Origin of the sequence: Cyanobium sp. Cruz CV13-4-11 (assembly GCF_024346055.1) — a bacterium.
Taxonomy (GTDB): domain Bacteria; phylum Cyanobacteriota; class Cyanobacteriia; order PCC-6307; family Cyanobiaceae; genus Cyanobium.
Genome location: NZ_JAGQCH010000013.1, coordinates 26,018 through 39,433 on the forward strand (window position 1 = coordinate 26,018; position 13,416 = coordinate 39,433).

Here is a 13,416-nt window from a genome sequence, read left to right on the forward strand (position 1 = left end):
GCCGCCCGTGAACGCCCGAGAGGACACCCCCCTCCCCCTGCGATTTTTCGCCCGTCCCGCCGAGGTGGTGGCCCCGGAGCTGCTCGGCTGCCTGCTGCTGAAGCGCCAGGCCGATGGGGCGCTGCTGGCGGGTGTGATCGTCGAGACCGAGGCCTACTGCCAATCGGAGCCGGCCTGCCATGGCCACCGCCGCCGCAGCCCGAGCAACGAGACGCTCTTCGGCGAGCCCGGCCGCTTCTACGTGTCTCTCACCTACGGCGTGTATCACTGCGTCAACATCGTCACCGGCCGGCCCGACTGGGCCAATGGCGTGCTGCTGCGGGCGGCCGCCCTGCCGGGGGAGCCGGAGCGGACGGCCGCCGGGCCGGGCCTGCTGGCCCGCCGCTTCGGCCTCGACCGCAGCCACGACGGCACGCTGGCCTCTCCGGCCTCTGGCCTCTGGCTGGCGCCCCGGCCGGCCGCGGTGGCGGCGCTGCTGGAGCGACCACCGGCGGGGCTGCTGCAGACCCGGCGCATCGGCATCTCCCAGGGGCAGGAGCTGCCCTGGCGCTGGTACCTGCGCGCCAGCCGCAGCGTCAGCCGGCGGGCCCGCGGCGATCGGACGCCCCGCCAGGATGGTCTCGCCGCCCTTCTGGCCTCTACGGTTGGGGCGTTCGACGGGAGCAGGACGCCTTGAGCGGCTGGAGTCACCGCCACGTGCTCGACCTGGCGTCCTTCACGGTCGCAGACTTCGCCACCGTTCTCGAACTGGCCCAGCGCTTCCGGGCCCTGCCCGTGGCCGGTGCGCGCCGGTTGCCCGCCCTGCAGGGCCGGCTGATGACCAGCCTGTTCTTCGAGCCCAGCACCCGCACCCGCACGAGCTTCGAGCTGGCGGCCAAGCGGCTGTCGGCCGAGGTGCAGAGCTTTTCCCCCTCCTCGAGTTCCCTCAGCAAGGGGGAAAGCCTGCTGGACACCGCCCGCACCTACGTGGCGATGGGGGCCGACATCCTGGTGGTGCGCCACAGCTGCACCGGTGTGCCCCACAGCCTGGCCCGCGACCTGGATCGCTGTGGCGAGCGGGTGTCCGTGCTCAACGCCGGTGATGGCCTGCACAGCCACCCCAGCCAGGGCCTGCTCGACCTGTTCACCCTGGCGCGCCACTTCGCCCCCGAGGCCCCCACCCCCGAGAGCCTGCGGGGCCGGCGCATCGTCATCGTCGGCGACGTGCTCCATTCCCGGGTGGCCCGCTCCAACCTCTGGGCCCTCACCGCCTGCGGCGCCGATGTGGTGCTCTGCGGTCCGCCAACGTTGCTGCCCGACTGCTTCGCCGATTTCGTCCTGGCGCCGCCGCCGGGGCAGGCCGCCGATCCGGTGGCCGCCCGGGGCCGGGTGCAGGTGGAGCGCCGGCTGGAGGAGGCCCTGCCCGGGGCCGATGCGGTGATGACCCTGCGCCTGCAGAAGGAGCGGATGCAGCAGCACCTGCTCACCAGCCTGGACACCTATCACCGCCACTACGGCCTCAGCCACAGGCGCCTGGCCCTCTGCGGTGATGGGGTGCCGGTGCTGCACCCAGGCCCGGTGAACCGGGGGGTGGAGATCGCCGGCGAGCTGCTCGATGATGCCGGACGCTGCCTGGTGGAGGAGCAGGTCCGCAACGGCATCCCGATCCGCATGGCCCTGCTCTATCTGCTCGCCGCCACCTGAGGCACACCTCAGAGCAGCTTGAAGCCATCCAGCAGCAGGCCGTAGAGCAGCCCCATGCGGGCCATGTCGAGCACCTGCAGCCGCAGCTTCAGCGGCTGGGCCAGCAGCCTGCCCCGCACACGGGCCGCCAGCTCGATGCCCAGCACACAGACCAGGGCCCCGAGCGGATCAAACAGGGACAGGGCGCCGGTGATCGAGCCGATGCTGCCGCCGACCACGAAGGTGCTCAGCAGAACAAGGAGCAGCAGGGAGAGCCGGCGCCATGGATTCTGCGCCCACGCTTCGAGCAGGTTGCCCGACTGGGTGATGCGCTGCTGGAATCGGGTCTGTTGGAAGCGGGGAGGCAACGGTGGAAACCTGCCGTTGTTAGGAAAGGGAGCAGGGGGCTCAACACCCGAGGGTGGAAAGCCACTGGCGGTGATCCCCATCACCCGGCCCAAACCCTGCGACCTCTTGTCTACACCATCTCTGGCGTCTTGACAGCACTTTCCCCCCACCGATAGGGGATACCAATAAAAAAGCCCGAAGCCAAAGCCCGGGCCAGGTGATGGGGACGACACCAGCAAACCAAGCTATTCAGGCTTGGGCAAGGGGGGGCGGCCGCTGACCGGAGCGTCCCTGCAGGGGCTTGACGCCTGCGGTGGTCGGTCTCAGACGTCGTGACTCAGCCGTCCCCGTCCTTCTTGCGGGAGCCCTTGCCCTCCAGCAGTTCCAGCAGCGCCTCCATCTGGGCCATCACACCCCGGACCTCGCCGGCCTCGGGCAGCAGGCCATCTTCCATCACGCCCTGGTGCATCTCACGCAGCTCCTGGCGGATGTAGCGCAGATGACTGACAACCTGTTCTCGTTTGGACTGCGACATCGAACGGGCCCCTGATCAACCCCCTCTTTTACCCCATCGCCGTTTCACTTCCGTCCGAAGCGCTCCTTGGCCTGCTCGTAGAAGGCCAGATCCACACCATCCAGGCCGGCTTCGCGGGCCATGGATTCGATCCTCCGGCGAATGATCGGCCGCACCACAAAGGGAATCTCCCTGAGGCTGGTTTCCGCGTCGCTGCTCCAGTTCATCGCTGCGGAAATGGGGGTGTGGTGCTGGCTCTGGCGGCTGGCTGTCCAATCGCCGCCACCGGCCAGAATGGTGGATGGAGAATAGGGGAAACGAGGGATAGGGGCGAGAATCGCTGAGACTCGTTGCTATCACTAGGCTGGGTTTTGGGTGTTCCTGGGGTTCTGCACCCACTGCTGCACCCAAGCCTGCACCCATCGGCCGGTCATGTTCTCCACATTCCGTCACGGTGTGGGTCCCCACCGACACCGTCGCTGGAAGCGGGTGATGCTGGCGGCGCCATGAGCCCCTAGGGGTCTCCCAGGAGCCCCACGACAGCCCTCCAGCCATGCAGCGATCCCTGGCCCACGCCGCCGTGGCCCTCGCCCTCCTGGCCCCGGCTGTTGGCTGGGCCGCCCCCTTCAGGTTCACCCCGGCCAGCTTCCAGCAGTGGCTCAACGCCAACCCGGAGGGCTGGCCGTTTGACAGCCGAATCACCTTCACCAGTCTCGGGAGCTGCCGGGAGTACAAGAATGCTTGGCCAGATTCCTACAGCTGTAGAGAGGGGTTCGCGAGGGTTTCAGATGCGATGGGAATCCGAATCTGCCAGGTTGAATTTCTGTGGGGCAACGGCTCTGTGGGGCACTTCCAAGATAAATACCCTCGGAAAATAAGCAGGATTCGCATTGTCAAACCGACCACTCCAGGGAATTTCTCTCAAGTCGGCGAATACGCACAGCTGGGGGAGTGCCGTTGGCAGTAGCCCTACCTGGAACCAGTGGCGCCGTTCGTGCCGCTGCCCTCCCTCCTGATGCCGCCCCCGCCCACCATGGCCGCGCAGGGCCCAGCGGCGCAGCAGGTGGCCTCAGGATCGGGACCAGCCTCCTTGAGGGGGCCAGCCACTCCATGGCGCCCATCGGCAAAGTTCAGTCCCTGGCGAGCAGCGGAAAGGGGAACCCGCTGGCAGGGTGATCGTGAGGCCTGTCGCACCACTGCAGCAGACGGGCCACCACCAGCACCATGAAGCTCGCCGCACTGCTGGCCGTCTCGTCCGCCATTCTCATCGCTGCGCCCACCCATGGCCAGGTGCGGACCGGCAACAAGCCTGAGGCGCCTGTGCGGGTCGACTTCGTTCGGTGTTCGGTGACCTTGGCAGAAGAGCGGACTCCCAAGATCATCGCAACGCTCCCTTGCACGAATCTGGAGGTCTCGAATACTGACAGGACAATCAACGTCCATTACACATCCGAAGAAGGCACTACCACTTTCTTCGTCGACAACAACGAAGCTCCTGATCAAGATGGCGACTATGCCATTTCTGGCACGATCTTCGTCCCTCGTGGCAAGAAAACCTACCGAAGGCTTCCAACTGACGAAGGGGGTTACTGCTCCTTCACCAAGGTCCAGATGTTGTGCTACCTCATAATTGAGGGAAAGATTCTGTTTGCCGACGCTGCTCTTGAGTGAGTGACCTCGGAACTGCTGCAGGACACATCAGGTGATTTAGGGGTCCCGGTTTCGTGCAGGGATCCCCAGCAGCGCGAGGCGCGACTTCCCCCCATGTCGGGGGTGGCCGTTGCCCATGGTGTCCGCCCTGCTGCATCGGCACAGGGGCAACATCGGGGCGGCTGAATCAGCAGCAGAGGAGACGATTGTTTCAGTTTGTTACAACTCTCCCCTCCGTAACGGAGCCCGGCGTTATGGTGCGGTCAGGCAACAGCACCCCGGCCGCATCGGACGCCGGGCGCATCGCCCACCAGCACTGCAACCTGCACCGCCGCCCGCCTGGGGCTGCTGCCTGTTCCATCGCATCTCCGTTCATGACCTGCACCATCACCTCCACCGGCTTCTCCCTGCCGGTGCTGTTCGGCCACCAGCTGGCCCTGCACCTCGACCACGCCACCGCCTCCCTGGGCCGTGGCCGCTGGTCTGACCACGACGGCCCCACCACCACCTGGGGAATCGACCAGGGCCACCACCGGGTGCGCCTGGTGATCGACCGGGTTGAGGGGCGCCACAGCACCGGCTGGGGGCTGATCTGACCCGCTGAGGGATGCCGGCTGGCCCAGCTGGCCGGTGCCCCTCCCATCGATCACCACCACCACCACCAGCCAGCCGGCGACAGGCTCTAAACCGCGCCGAACCGCCCCCAGCCGTCCGGGGGCACCACCACCACCACCACCACCGCACCACCACCACCAGCCAGCCCGTAGAGGCGGCGCCCAGGTTCGAGCCCTGGAGCTGGTCTTGCCCCCCGGACGCCGAATTCCCGGTGGGGCGCCAAAACGATGAACACCACCGACACCACCGACCGGGCCCTGCTGCGGGCCCTGGTCGCCGCGGCCGCCGCCGTCGAGGCCCTGGCCCTGCTGCTCCGGCCCCTGGTGGCCCACAGCCTGGCCCTGATGCTCACCTGTGCCGGGTGGAGGCCGAAACCATCCAGGCCCGCCCCTGTGGGCCTGCAGCTGGCTCCAGCGCTGCCGGCTGCCCCATCCATCCCCGCGGTCCCCGTTGCTGCCACAGCGGCGCCCATGCCCCAGCTGGAGGCCCTGCCGGTGCGCGAGCTGAGGGTGCTGGCCCGTGCTGCTGGCCACCGTGCCCTGGCCCGCTGTGGCCGTAGGGCCCAGCTGCTGGAGGTGCTCGCGTGAAGCTGCGCTACTGGGTCGGCGGGGGCCTGGGTCTGAGCCTTGCCCTGTTCGGTCCTGGCCACACCTACCGACTCGCCCTGCTGGCCGTGTCGCTGGCGCTGCCCGTGCGCCTGATCTACGTCGCCGCCACAAAGGGCCCGACGCTGCCAGACAACCAGGAGCGATACCTGCTGCAGATGCAGGGGATCGACCCGGACCAACTGCCCGACAACTGGCGCGAGCTGGTCCAGTGCCAGTGGGAGCTGGTGCAGGCCGCCTTTGAGCAGGCCGCCCGGCTGCGGTTCCCCGGCCAGCAGGGGCGCCAGGCGCGGTTCGTTGGCAGCTGCTGGATGCGGTGGGACCTGCGCCGGCTCGACATCAACCGGGCACAGGCCGCCGAGAACAACATCCGCCAGCTGGAGATCCGATGAGCACGAAACACGGCCGCCAGATCCGGCGGCGAGTCGATCAGCCAGCACCAGACCGCCCCACTCGCTACCGGCTGGAGGCCCTGCCGATCGAGGGGGCCACCGCCAGGGAGTGGGATCCCCCGGCGCTGCGGCTGGCCGACACGGCACGGCAGGGGGTCCTCCCCTTCTCCGATGGCAGCCACCTGGGCCCCCTGTTCGACATCGCCACCACCACCACCACTGAGGCCACGCCGTGACCGCCACCACCACACGCCCAGACGCTGTCCCGCAAACGACCGATTCCGGCACACCGGATCGGGGGCGAGACCGACCACGCAAGGGCAGGGGATCTGCTGTCCCGCAACCCTGTTCCGTTTCGGTTGGGCATGCTCCGCCGTTTGCGGAACGGCAGGGGGCCCGCATCGGCTACGGGCGGGTCAGCACCACCGACCAGGACGCCCAGGCCCAGGTGCTCCGGCTGGAGGCGGCCGGCTGCACCCGCACCTTCGCCGAGACGATCAGCAGCAGGATCAAGGACCGTCCCCAGCTGGCCGCCTGCCTCGACTACCTGCGCCCCGGCGACGCCCTGGTGGCCGTGCGGTTGGATCGGCTGGCACGGAGTACCCGGGAGCTGCTGGAGCTGGCCCAGGGCCTGGAGCAGCGCGGCATCGACCTGGTGGTGCTTGACCAACAGATCGACACCCGCACCCCTGCCGGCCGGCTGCTGTTCACGATGCTGGCCGCCATCGGTGAGTTTGAACGCGACCTAATCAGGGAACGCACCATGGACGGCCTGGCCCGCGCCAGGGCTGAGGGGAAGGTGGGCGGCCGGCGGGCATCCATCACCGGCGCCAGGGCACAGCTGGTGCGTCGGCTTGCTGCCGATGGTCAGAGCATCCGATCGATCGCCGCGGCCATCGAGGCGTCCCCGTCAGCGGTCCACCGGCTCATCAAGGACGGCGAGGGCTGATGGCCACCACCACCGAGCAGCAGGGCCCCGGCCCCGTGGCGACCGTCACGAAACCCGGCGACAATCAGGCGATGCCGTTGACCGCAGCCGAACGCCAGGCCCGCCTCAGGGCCCGCCGCAGGGCCGGCGAGATCCTGCCCACCTGCTCCAGCTGCGGGGCCAAGCTGCAGCCCGCCTTGCGCGAGCGCCCCGACCGGGTTGCCAGCGGGCTCTGTTGGTCTTGCTGGATCGCGAGCCCGCAGGGTTTGTCTGCTGAGAGAGCACGGGGCCAGCGCAACAGGGAAGCCGATCTGGAGCGGGCGCGAGAACTGGGGCGGGAGAGGGCCAGGCGGTTCCGGCAGCGGGCTTCCCAGGCCTCCCAGGGCGAGCGGGGCACCAAGGCCACCCAGGACGGCCCTGAAGCCGGCTGAGGGTTGGCCAGGCTGCTGGTGGGCCCATGGCTGCGGCCGGCGTCTTCACGGAGGTGCTGGTGCTGGCCCAGCGGCTGGCCCCCAGCCCTCCAGCTGGCCGGGGCGGTGCTCAGACCGCGGCCGGGGTTCCCATGCCTGCGGGGGTGGCCTGGCCCCCGGTCTCCTGCCGGATGTACTGGGCCAGCTCCTGGGCCTCGTCCTCGGCCTTGATGGCGGCGATCACCTCCTCAAACCGCAGCACCCTGTCCCCGATCGCCTGGCGAAACTCACCCAGGGCCCTGTCCCGCTTCGAGCGACCGCCCACCGACACCAGCAGCGGGTGGAGCTGCATGAACAGGCGGCCGCTGTGGGGGCCCCTGGTGGCGGGGTCGGGAAGAAAACGGCGCTCCCAGGGGTCCAACTTCCCCGGCTTCTGCTCCTTGCGACGGACCAGTAGCCCCAGCCTCTTGAGCGGGCCCAGATGCCTGCTCATGTGGTCTGGCTCCATGCCGTGGCTGGCCGCCAGCTCAACGGTGGTGACCCACGCCCTGCCCGTGAGGGGGTGCATCCGGGCCGCAATCGACATCAGGACGAACAGGGCCCTGGGGCTGAGCTCCTTGGCCAGCACCAGCCGGTCCACCGCCCGCAGGCCGAGGTGGTGAAACATCACGAATCCTGAGACCCGCTCATGTCTTGGGATCTTCATCGGGCGAAATCGCGGTGGGAATGGTTATTGATGAAGGGTTGCAAGTACACCTCGCCACCCCATCGACCCGCCGCACCGATGCAGTGGGTAGCGGAGGAGCGGGTACACATCCCTCGCCTCAGGAGTCGGTGCACGGATGCACCAACAGGCGCTGAGCACACCGCTGAGCACACCGAAAAACAGGGCAGATCCATTGGAACCACTGGTTGAGGACACCGAGCACACCAAAAGGGCCAGATAGCTCCCCGCAGTTGCTCCTCCGGCTCCTCCTGCTCCCTCCAGTTCCTTTCGTGGGGAGGTTCGGGAACATAGGTGTGCTCGGTGTGCTCAGTGGCTGAGATCCGTTGCCCCCACTGGTCCGGACGGGCTGAGCACCCCTGCTCAGCCGGTGTGCTCGGTGTTCTCACTTGCGGTCCCTCGGCCACAGGCCCAGACGCTGGGGGAGGCCAGGCGCAGGGCGGAGCTTTCCCTTGAACCAGCCCAGCGATCCCGCCAGCTCGGTCAGCCGGGCGGCGGTGTTGTTGTTGCGCTGGCCGCTGTCGAGGTTCATCTGATCCATCAAGTCGGGGATGGTGACCGGGAGGTCCTGGCCCTGCTGGCGGGAGGCGAGGTACTCGGCCACCTGGTCAGCCCAGGGGTCGGTGACGGTGTGGTCCACGTTGCGCTCGCGGAGCGCAGCCTTGAACTCATCGGTGACCGTGTGCCAGCAGGTCCGACCGCGGTATTCGGCCACGGCGCGGGCCCAGATGGCATCCCTAGCCGCCTCCACGGCAGCGAAGGGCAGCATCCGATCCGGCAGTGGGATGCACACGAACCGGGGGTCGGCTTCATTCATAGGCGGGCCGTTGCTGGTGCCCCAGAAAACGAATCGACGCGGATGGGAGGCGGGGGCGCGGGAGTAGGGAGCGCGGAAGGTGTCGGTGCGCTCGGAGAGGAAGGCCTTCAGGTGCTCCTTGTCTGCCCGTCGGGAGATGCCGTTCAGCTCCGCCAGCTCCACGCACCAGCTGCGGTGGGCCTTCATCAGGCCATCGCGTTGCAGGTCGCCGGGGTTGTCGACGAACCCCTCCGGCAGGCCGGGGACGTTGAAGAGCAGCTTGGGGAGATCGGACTTCCCGATGCTTTTCTCCCCGATCAGCACAGGCCACTGGCGGCCGATGCAGCCGGGTTGGAAGGTGCGGGCGACGGCCGTGATGAAGAAGCGGGGCAGGAAGGCCGCTGCTACCGGGTCGTCGATGTTGAACAGCAGCAGGTCAAGGCGGTGCCACTCCTCCATCGGCAGCGGTTCGGTGGTGGCATCCAGCCCGTTGAGGTACTCGATCACCGGGTCGAAGCTGGCCGCGGTGGCGAGGTGCTGCACCGCGTCGAACGTGGCCTCCTTGGGCCACTTCTCCACCTCGTTGCAGAGCCGCAGGTAGAGGCGGGCTGCTGCATCGCCGGTGAGGATCCCGTCCGGCAGGTGCACGTCCCGTGTTCGGATGTTGAGGCGGGGCTGGCCGCCGAGACGATCGGGAAGCCTCCGCACAATCTCGTGGGGGTGGAGTCGTGCCGGACTTATGCCACCCCTTTGAGCAGCAGCTGACGCTTGTACCCCCTGGTGCTGCACCGCTCCGTCCTTGGCACCGTCGGGCTGCTGCTGCTGAAGATGTCGCTGCAGGGCCACCTCGATCGCGGCAACCTGGTCTGCGGGGGTGCCAGGCGCATCGTCAATGGACCCCTTTATCAAGATGCCCGGCCACACATCCGCGGCTCGTAGATGGATGAAGGGCAGACCAGTAGCTGCCGCCGCTGCAGCGCACCTCTGGGCCTTCTTGAGGCCCTCTGCATCGTGGTCACTGATGTAGACGATGCCGCCCTGCCCGTCGGCCGCCAGCGCCCGGTAACGGGCCTCAATGCCGGCGAGAGTGTGGTCGTGACCCGGCTGGCTGATCGCCACCAATCCGGCCGCCATGGCGATGGCCACACAGCGTTCCCCCTCAAACTCCAGCACGAACTCGCCGGTCCTGACCGCAGCTATGGCGAGAGGCTGCTGGAACAGCGGCCAGGGTTCATCCCCGCCATCACTGATCCAGGTACTGCAGTCCGGCTCTTTCCATTCCCTCTCCTTGGCTTTCTTCCTGACCCGCTCACAGCCTTCTGGGTGGGCTGGCCCCCAGACAGCTGGGCGAATCCTCTTCCCCCCTTTGCCATCCGGGGCGCGTCGCGTCTGCTGCGTCGACCCGTAGGTGTAGGTGGCCCTCTCCCGGTTCAGGTCGGGCAGAGCGGCCCCCTCTGGCAGCCGTGCCAGGCGGATCGGGCCACCAGGTAGTGGTGCCGGTGGAGCCTGTGCCACGGCGTCCCCGAATACCTCCGCCCGTGCGGGGCGGCGGCCGCGGCCATTGCCATTGGAGGCGGGCAGGGGGGAATCCAGGCGGAACATGGCCTTGCCCAGGTCGCTGTCGCCCAGGTAGGCCCACTGCTGGCCATCGGCCCCTGTCACAACGTCGCCAGGCCGCTGGGCCTCTGGTGGCGGTGAGCAAGTCGAGCCGAGATGACAGAACACCATTCCGTCTATCCGCATCTCACAGTCCTCGTCCTTGGTCCTCCCGCAGACCGGGCACGGGTTCCGCAGGCTGGAACGCTGGCTCCTGCTGCTGATCGCAGAAGTCATGGCCGGCCCTCGCACTTCGCCAGATCCATGGCGACGATGAGCCGGTCAACCAGACGCGAGGCCCGAATGGGGCAGTCCGGGTGGGCATCGATGATGCGGCCGGCGGCGGCCTGCAGCCCGGCAACGCCCAGGGACCGGGGGGTGCGGAGCTGGCCGATGCGACGGGCAAGCAGCTGGGACTCTCTCCTGGTTGGGAATGGCAGAATGGGGCCGTAGGCGTCCAATCCAACCCTGTTCTTCGGAGCTGGGGCATTGCCCTGAGGGTCGCCATCCCTCGGGGCTTTGTTGTAGGCGGCCATCGCTCAGCCCTCCCCTGCGGGGGTGGACTTGGTGGGGATCACACTCGCCGGACTTGGGTGGCCCCAAGCGACCGTATCCGCCACGTCTGCCTGGATCTCAATAACCAGCTCAGGCGGCAGTTCGATACGGCCGACGTAATCCGCCAATGCGCGGCGAACGAAGCCGCTAACGCTGATGTTGCTGTGGGCCGCGGCCCGGTGAATGAGCGAGAAGAGCCTGGGTGAGGCGGCTGCCTGGATCGGTTTCCGATGGCCACCAACTCCCGGCCCTCCCTTTGCGTTCGATCGCATGGGAGTAGGGGGTTAGTGCGGCGATCCATTGCACCGGCCCCCGCGATTCGGGCCTGGAGGTGCTGACAGTGGTCTCAGCGTAGGACTTGCCCTAGCCTTTGTCCACTACGAGCCACCCCCCACCGATGGCGTCACGCACCGCCGCCAGCGCCACGACCACCAGGGGTGGTGGACACCGCTTACCGCTCCCGACCGTCTCACTGCCGTCCAGCCTGCACCTTCACCCGAAGGGCTTACTGGAGGTGCTGCTGGAGACCGGCGTAGAGCCTGTGCAGGCTTGGCCCGCCGCGAGCGCGGGCCTCCAGGCCCTCCTCTACGAGCCCGAACTACTTCGGGATGCAGAAGATGACGCCGAGGCGGCACGGGCTGCACATGCGGGCACGCGCCGGAAGATCCCCAGCCGGTTTGATACCCAACTCCCGAGCCTCAACCGGGCGGCCAAGCTCACGCAGGAGGCCCTGCGCCTGCACCGCGAGGACTTGCTCAAAGCTCCGCTGTCGGCCATCCGGGTGCATCCCCGCCTCGCTGATCTGATCGCCGCGGCCCAGCGCCTGCTCTGCGACCCCGGCTGGTTCCTCGATCCCTCCCGGGCTGTGTTCGTCGCGGTCGATGAGGAGGAGCGAACTCTGATATTGGCCCTGCTGCGGCGGCCAATGGTGGGCCAGGCCACCAATGAGGATCCCCTGGCGGCTGCGCAGTGGGTGGCCGAGGAGTTGATGCCCCTCCACCCCGGCTTGAGGCACAATAAGTCGCGTCCAGTGCGTCTGGCCTCCGAGATCAGCCCCGAAGATTCCTTCCGAGAGGTGATTCTTTCGCCCCGCTGCTGGGAGCAGCTCGCGGCCAAGGAGCTGCTTCGAGTGATCTATGCCGCCCGGGTCGGCATCCACACCCTGCGGAAGGGTGGAGACGACCAAGTGCCAGACAGGTTGTGGCCAGAACGGCCTTGGGACTGGACCGGGTGGGACTGGGACGACTGGGATTGGGAGGAGCAGGATCGGAAGCAGGCCTGCAGGCTGGAGGGGATGACCTGCTTCAGGTTCCCCGGCACATCGGAAGCGGAGATCCACCAAGCTCTCGCCGATGCTGAGAAATACCGCGCGAACCTCAGGGCCGCTGAGGAGGTCAGTAGGGCCAGGCAGGCGCGGCTCGAACAGATGGAGGCTAAGCACCGGGCCAGGGTGAAGTTCCAGTGATTGGCTGCCCACCTAAGCCTTGTGACTATCACCCAGCTACCTCTGCAGACCTGACGAAAGGCTCCAACTACCGATAGCTGCCATGGCGGAAGAATCCGAATCACGGAAAACCATCGTGACCAGTGGCTCTGGGCCTTCGTCTGGATGTTTATGGGTGGTCGCCATTGCAGGTCTTGTGATTGCCGTGTTCTTTGGAGTGCAGACTGGAGTCTACAGGGCCAATCTTGAAAAGGCCCGATTTGAGCGTATCCGAAGCGACAAGAACGAAGCGCAAGAAAATGCCACGCGTCGAGCTGAAACAAGGAAAGCACTCAAAGAGATTGAATCAATGCTCAACGGCGACCTTAAGCAGCGGTGGTCTCAATACGATCTCTGTATCAAGCTAGGATCAGCGCGAGTTCATTCGTCCATGAAAACTCTCGTTGGCCGCGATCACAGTGAGCTTATTGTTCCTCAAGTGATTCCGGAGTGGCTGGGATACTGCTTGACAGGTAAGTTCACGCCGAGGAATCCGACAGCGAAGGAGGACAAGTAACTACTTGATCGGAGCTGCGGTTTGGGGGTGGGCGCCGCGGCCGTCATCCCCTTCCAGACGGCTCCCACGGGTGCGCCTGCCGCAGCGCCAAGGCCTCGGCTGGACCAAGCACCCGCCCCTGGTGGACGGCGCCGGTGACGCCCCGCTCGGGTCCTGCAGCACCAGGAGGAAGTCAGCGCCGGGGTGCCGATCCAGCGGCCGCCTCAGCATCGTGGCCTGCTCGTTCGCACGACGTGGCGGCGGCGTTCGAGGTGCAGGCATCAGGCCGCAACGATCGGCACCACCAACCTGCCGAACCCCCGCAACGCTCCACTAGTTACGTCTCGCGTTACCATACCTGCATGATCCGATCGTTCCGCTGTGCGGACACCCAGGCCCTCGCCAACGGTGCCCGCGTCCGGCGGTTCATCGCCTTTGAGCGGGTGGCCCAGCGCAAGCTGCGCCAGCTGCAGGTGTCCGAGACCCTGAACGATCTGCAAGTCCCACCCGGGAACCGCCTCGAACCCCTCTCTGGGGATCGCCGCGGCCAGCACAGCATCCGGATCAACGATCAGTTCCGCCTCTGCTTCATCTGGAGCGACGGCGGCGCCGATGACGTCGAGATCGTCGACTACCACTGAA

General features: G+C 67.3%; 19 protein-coding genes. 12 read left to right on the top strand and 7 right to left on the bottom strand.

The genetic code is table 11. The features are described 5' to 3' along the window. The first annotated feature begins 7 nt into the window (after window positions 1-7). Both KBZ12_RS10830 and KBZ12_RS10835 read left to right on the top strand, forming a co-directional pair. Complete coding sequence (locus KBZ12_RS10830; protein WP_254957974.1) at window positions 8-676, top strand: DNA-3-methyladenine glycosylase; 669 nt, start codon at window positions 8-10, stop codon at window positions 674-676. Beyond that, entirely contained in the window at window positions 673-1,683 is a 1,011-nt protein-coding gene (locus KBZ12_RS10835; protein WP_254957975.1) for an aspartate carbamoyltransferase catalytic subunit, read from the top strand. The genes KBZ12_RS10830 and KBZ12_RS10835 overlap by 4 nt, the downstream gene beginning before the upstream one ends. Before the next feature lie 8 nt (window positions 1,684-1,691). On the opposite strand, the gene KBZ12_RS10840 is transcribed toward KBZ12_RS10835, so the two are convergent. The 3 genes from KBZ12_RS10840 to KBZ12_RS10850 all read right to left on the bottom strand — a co-directional run bounded on the left by KBZ12_RS10840 (window position 1,692) and on the right by KBZ12_RS10850 (window position 2,751). Next, window positions 1,692-2,030, bottom strand: coding sequence for a DUF565 domain-containing protein (locus KBZ12_RS10840; RefSeq protein WP_254957976.1), 339 nt, complete (start codon window positions 2,028-2,030; stop codon window positions 1,692-1,694). A gap of 317 nt (window positions 2,031-2,347) precedes the next feature. Further along, window positions 2,348-2,545: a hypothetical protein gene (locus tag KBZ12_RS10845; protein WP_015109473.1), complete on the bottom strand. Its 198-nt coding sequence runs from the start codon at window positions 2,543-2,545 to the stop codon at window positions 2,348-2,350. Between the two features lie 44 nt (window positions 2,546-2,589). Then, window positions 2,590-2,751 (bottom strand): PCP reductase family protein, encoded by a 162-nt coding sequence (locus KBZ12_RS10850; protein WP_254957977.1) that lies wholly within the window; start codon window positions 2,749-2,751, stop codon window positions 2,590-2,592. A 997-nt stretch (window positions 2,752-3,748) separates the two neighbouring features. On the opposite strand from KBZ12_RS10850, the gene KBZ12_RS10855 reads away from it, so the two are divergent. Together KBZ12_RS10855 and KBZ12_RS10860 are read left to right on the top strand one after the other, a co-directional pair. Then, a complete protein-coding gene (locus KBZ12_RS10855; RefSeq protein ID WP_254957978.1) occupies window positions 3,749-4,195 on the top strand; it encodes a hypothetical protein in 447 nt (148 codons plus the stop codon). A 353-nt stretch (window positions 4,196-4,548) separates the two neighbouring features. Further along, entirely contained in the window at window positions 4,549-4,770 is a 222-nt protein-coding gene (locus tag KBZ12_RS10860; protein WP_254957979.1) for a hypothetical protein, read from the top strand. 86 nt (window positions 4,771-4,856) lie between these two features. On the opposite strand, the gene KBZ12_RS10865 is transcribed toward KBZ12_RS10860, so the two are convergent. Beyond that, entirely contained in the window at window positions 4,857-5,027 is a 171-nt protein-coding gene (locus KBZ12_RS10865; protein WP_254957980.1) for a hypothetical protein, read from the bottom strand. On the opposite strand from KBZ12_RS10865, the gene KBZ12_RS10870 reads away from it, so the two are divergent. Genes KBZ12_RS10870 through KBZ12_RS10890 form a run of 5 tightly spaced genes read left to right on the top strand, consistent with a single transcriptional unit; the run spans window position 5,017 to window position 7,145 of the window. Further along, window positions 5,017-5,376, top strand: a complete 360-nt coding sequence (locus KBZ12_RS10870; protein WP_254957981.1) for a hypothetical protein — start codon at window positions 5,017-5,019, stop codon at window positions 5,374-5,376. The two genes, KBZ12_RS10865 and KBZ12_RS10870, sit on opposite strands and share 11 nt — an antisense overlap. Continuing rightward, the gene (locus KBZ12_RS10875) at window positions 5,373-5,786 is read left to right on the top strand and encodes a hypothetical protein (protein WP_254957982.1); all 414 of its coding nucleotides are present in this window, start codon (window positions 5,373-5,375) and stop codon (window positions 5,784-5,786) included. Before KBZ12_RS10870 ends, KBZ12_RS10875 begins: the two co-directional genes overlap by 4 nt. Next, a complete protein-coding gene (locus KBZ12_RS10880; protein WP_254957983.1) occupies window positions 5,783-6,022 on the top strand; it encodes a hypothetical protein in 240 nt (79 codons plus the stop codon). The genes KBZ12_RS10875 and KBZ12_RS10880 overlap by 4 nt, the downstream gene beginning before the upstream one ends. Continuing rightward, window positions 6,019-6,735 carry a recombinase family protein gene (locus tag KBZ12_RS10885; protein WP_254957984.1) on the top strand — a complete coding sequence of 239 codons (717 nt, stop codon included), beginning with the start codon at window positions 6,019-6,021 and terminating at the stop codon, window positions 6,733-6,735. Before KBZ12_RS10880 ends, KBZ12_RS10885 begins: the two co-directional genes overlap by 4 nt. Then, window positions 6,735-7,145, top strand: coding sequence for a hypothetical protein (locus KBZ12_RS10890; RefSeq protein WP_254957985.1), 411 nt, complete (start codon window positions 6,735-6,737; stop codon window positions 7,143-7,145). The genes KBZ12_RS10885 and KBZ12_RS10890 overlap by 1 nt, the downstream gene beginning before the upstream one ends. Window positions 7,146-7,254: 109 nt before the next feature. Here KBZ12_RS10890 and KBZ12_RS10895 read toward each other — a convergent pair whose 3' ends face one another. From KBZ12_RS10895 to KBZ12_RS10905, 3 genes are all read right to left on the bottom strand, one after another. Further along, complete coding sequence (locus KBZ12_RS10895; RefSeq protein ID WP_254957986.1) at window positions 7,255-7,830, bottom strand: helix-turn-helix domain-containing protein; 576 nt, start codon at window positions 7,828-7,830, stop codon at window positions 7,255-7,257. 403 nt (window positions 7,831-8,233) lie between these two features. After that, window positions 8,234-10,306, bottom strand: coding sequence for a virulence-associated E family protein (locus tag KBZ12_RS18520; protein ID WP_254957987.1), 2,073 nt, complete (start codon window positions 10,304-10,306; stop codon window positions 8,234-8,236). 167 nt (window positions 10,307-10,473) lie between these two features. After that, the gene (locus KBZ12_RS10905; RefSeq protein ID WP_254957988.1) at window positions 10,474-10,776 is read right to left on the bottom strand and encodes a hypothetical protein; all 303 of its coding nucleotides are present in this window, start codon (window positions 10,774-10,776) and stop codon (window positions 10,474-10,476) included. 416 nt (window positions 10,777-11,192) lie between these two features. Here KBZ12_RS10905 and KBZ12_RS10910 point away from each other — a divergent pair, with 416 nt between their 5' ends. From KBZ12_RS10910 to KBZ12_RS10920, 3 genes are all read left to right on the top strand, one after another. After that, a complete protein-coding gene (locus tag KBZ12_RS10910) occupies window positions 11,193-12,260 on the top strand; it encodes a hypothetical protein (protein WP_254957989.1) in 1,068 nt (355 codons plus the stop codon). Window positions 12,261-12,342: 82 nt separating this feature from the next. Continuing rightward, window positions 12,343-12,795 carry a hypothetical protein gene (locus KBZ12_RS10915; RefSeq protein WP_254957990.1) on the top strand — a complete coding sequence of 151 codons (453 nt, stop codon included), beginning with the start codon at window positions 12,343-12,345 and terminating at the stop codon, window positions 12,793-12,795. Between the two features lie 341 nt (window positions 12,796-13,136). Beyond that, on the top strand, window positions 13,137-13,415 hold the full coding sequence (locus KBZ12_RS10920; RefSeq protein WP_254957991.1) for a type II toxin-antitoxin system RelE/ParE family toxin: 279 nt from the start codon (window positions 13,137-13,139) through the stop codon (window positions 13,413-13,415). The last annotated feature ends 1 nt before the right edge of the window (window position 13,416 follow it).

Bases quoted from the DNA above. Each gene is read 5' to 3' on its own strand.
- KBZ12_RS10910 (WP_254957989.1), top strand. From the start codon at position 11,193: ATGGCGTCACGCACCGCCGCCAGCGCCACGACCACCAGGGGTGGTGGA.
- KBZ12_RS10905 (WP_254957988.1), bottom strand. From the start codon at position 10,776: ATGGCCGCCTACAACAAAGCCCCGAGGGATGGCGACCCTCAGGGCAAT.
- KBZ12_RS10890 (WP_254957985.1), top strand. From the start codon at position 6,735: ATGGCCACCACCACCGAGCAGCAGGGCCCCGGCCCCGTGGCGACCGTC.
- KBZ12_RS10850 (WP_254957977.1), bottom strand. From the start codon at position 2,751: ATGAACTGGAGCAGCGACGCGGAAACCAGCCTCAGGGAGATTCCCTTT.
- KBZ12_RS10845 (WP_015109473.1), bottom strand. From the start codon at position 2,545: ATGTCGCAGTCCAAACGAGAACAGGTTGTCAGTCATCTGCGCTACATC.
- KBZ12_RS10895 (WP_254957986.1), bottom strand. From the start codon at position 7,830: ATGAAGATCCCAAGACATGAGCGGGTCTCAGGATTCGTGATGTTTCAC.
- KBZ12_RS10870 (WP_254957981.1), top strand. From the start codon at position 5,017: ATGAACACCACCGACACCACCGACCGGGCCCTGCTGCGGGCCCTGGTC.
- KBZ12_RS10920 (WP_254957991.1), top strand. From the start codon at position 13,137: ATGATCCGATCGTTCCGCTGTGCGGACACCCAGGCCCTCGCCAACGGT.
- KBZ12_RS10915 (WP_254957990.1), top strand. From the start codon at position 12,343: ATGGCGGAAGAATCCGAATCACGGAAAACCATCGTGACCAGTGGCTCT.
- KBZ12_RS10880 (WP_254957983.1), top strand. From the start codon at position 5,783: ATGAGCACGAAACACGGCCGCCAGATCCGGCGGCGAGTCGATCAGCCA.
- KBZ12_RS10855 (WP_254957978.1), top strand. From the start codon at position 3,749: ATGAAGCTCGCCGCACTGCTGGCCGTCTCGTCCGCCATTCTCATCGCT.
- KBZ12_RS10860 (WP_254957979.1), top strand. From the start codon at position 4,549: ATGACCTGCACCATCACCTCCACCGGCTTCTCCCTGCCGGTGCTGTTC.